This window comes from Acinetobacter sp. Swhac1 (assembly GCF_013390985.1).
GTDB classification, from domain to species: domain Bacteria; phylum Pseudomonadota; class Gammaproteobacteria; order Pseudomonadales; family Moraxellaceae; genus Acinetobacter; species Acinetobacter towneri.
Genome location: NZ_JACASN010000083.1, coordinates 1 through 2151, shown reverse-complemented (window position 1 = coordinate 2151; position 2151 = coordinate 1). Strand labels below are relative to the sequence as shown.

Below are 2151 nucleotides of genomic sequence, written 5' to 3'. Positions count from 1 at the left end.
TATATTGAACGCTATAATCGGACCATACGTTATAGTTGGCTGAGCAAGCATTTATTTGATACTTTGGATGAAGTACAAGATTATGCAACAAACTGGTTGTGGCATTACAACCATGAAAGACCACATCAAGCTAACAAAGGAAAGCCACCTCTAATGGCTGCTTAACCTCTACTTTTAACTTCGGTTATTTATGGGAGGATTACCAGTTTAGGTATAGGCCAATTCATTTGAGAAAGCTATTGTAAAATAAAGGTATATTGGCAGGTTTGTACAAGAATAGTTTATATATAATGAACCTGTTATGTAATATTAAATTAAGTAATTAACTTTATTTAAGAGTTTGTTTTATTTTTTAAGTTGATCAATAAGTTCGCGTAATATAATAGGATCAATCGGAAGATTATTATTTAAAGAGTTTTCTAAAAAATTGATGTGTGTGTTAATCACATGATTAGAAGGGGTTGAAAGAATTCTTTCTTTTAATTCATCGATTTCAGAAAGCTCATCAAAAGCTAAATTTATATATGTATCTAAAGATGTAATAGATCTGTGACCAGTCCATTCAAGCATAATTTGTTTTAATCGATAAGTATTTAATAGCAGTTTACGAAATTCATCGCTATTCGATAATTCATGTTCTAAAATTAAAGATTTAAATTTTTCTGTAATAAATCTATGACGGAACATGTGGGCACAGACTTTTGAGGAAAGATTGGCATCTTTGGACCAATTATTCATATAAGTAGTTAATGTATCTGGTTGTAAGGGATGACCAGTTGTGTGGGAAATAAAAATATAATCATGATTAATGCCTTTTTTTTGAAGTATCGGATTTCTATAGTATTGAACATAAAAGCGTAAATTCAGTAAAAAAGTTCTTGAAACAGGAATTTCCCGTGTCTTTGTTAAACGATTATTTTTTAAATTTATAATTTCTAGCAAAGGTGAGATTGAATCAGTTTTTAAAGCTGATCTTAAAGAATTCATGGATATAGAGCAGACTTCAGATCTTCTACCACCTGTATTTTCAAGTGCTTGGAGAAGACATAAGTTTCTATGTCTTAGGGGCTCAATGTCAGAGTTATTTATATGATTCAGAAGCTTATTGTAATCATCGAGGGAAACAGGATAGCGTTTTCGTTTAGGTGAAGGAGGAGGAAATGAATAATGAAAATAATTAGGGTTAGAGTTTTTTTTGTTATTATCTCTATAAACATTCTTATTTTTATTACTTAAATTTATATTATTATTTTTACCAATTCCAATAAAATTATTAATATTATAAAGCTCCCCAATAAAAAAAAGAAAATCTATAATTTGATAAGCAATGTTTATAATTTGATTATTCGAACGAACAAGAGGATCATCTTGTAAATAATCCATAAAATCAGAAAATAAATTATCATCAAATTGAGAGAAATTTTCAATTTCCTTACAATAAAAAGTAAATCTGATAAAATGACTCAAATGATTGGCAAATATTCTATATGTGCCGCCATTATAGTTTTCAGAATAACCAAATTTTAATTTATAAATAAGATATGAATTAGCTTCATAGCATGGGATTCCATTAGGGAATAATAAAAAGGGTAAGGCATCAAGATTGTAAAATTTTATATCTTGTTTGGATGTGGAGATATAATTTGGTAGTGAAAAATTAATAACCATTGAATATAGTTTTTTATTCTTCATGAAAATAAACCTCATTAGCATGGTTTAATAATTTTTCAAATTGTTTTAGTTTATTATTTATTTCATCAATTGTATATTTGCTATTGGTTTTTAAAGCTAAATTTGAAATTGTTGACTTTAGATCATATATGATCTTTATAAGGATTAAGTTATTGATTTTTAAGTTGTTATTCTCTGCTTTTAATTCTTCAATTTTATTCTTTTTGGTTGCAGGGATTTTACTGATTGAAAATAATGCTTTTATTCTCAATTCATTAAACTGATTATAAGTCATATTAGCATACTTGTTTACATAAAGTTTGTGTGAGTTTAGTGATAGAGAGATAATGCCACATACGCGCCAACTTAAGGCTTAAACTGTTGAAATATATTATAATTATCGCTTGAAAAATAAAAAAGGTGGTTGTATTTATTAATGCGCTAACACAAAACACAACCACCGTGGCGTATCATGATTCA

3 protein-coding genes are annotated in these 2151 nt (G+C 27.8%); 1 reads left to right on the top strand and 2 read right to left on the bottom strand.

The features are described 5' to 3' along the window. Positions 1 to 165: integrase core domain-containing protein (locus HX743_RS15895; RefSeq protein ID WP_151711510.1), on the top strand; the 165-nt coding region annotated here is incomplete at its 5' end. Between the two features lie 180 nt (positions 166 to 345). Here HX743_RS15895 and HX743_RS15890 read toward each other — a convergent pair. Continuing rightward, the gene (locus tag HX743_RS15890) at positions 346 to 1692 is read right to left on the bottom strand and encodes a site-specific integrase (protein ID WP_178319662.1); all 1347 of its coding nucleotides are present in this window, start codon (positions 1690 to 1692) and stop codon (positions 346 to 348) included. Next, complete coding sequence (locus HX743_RS15885; protein ID WP_250316265.1) at positions 1682 to 1966, bottom strand: hypothetical protein; 285 nt, start codon at positions 1964 to 1966, stop codon at positions 1682 to 1684. Before HX743_RS15885 ends, HX743_RS15890 begins: the two co-directional genes overlap by 11 nt. Positions 1967 to 2151 lie beyond the last annotated feature (185 nt).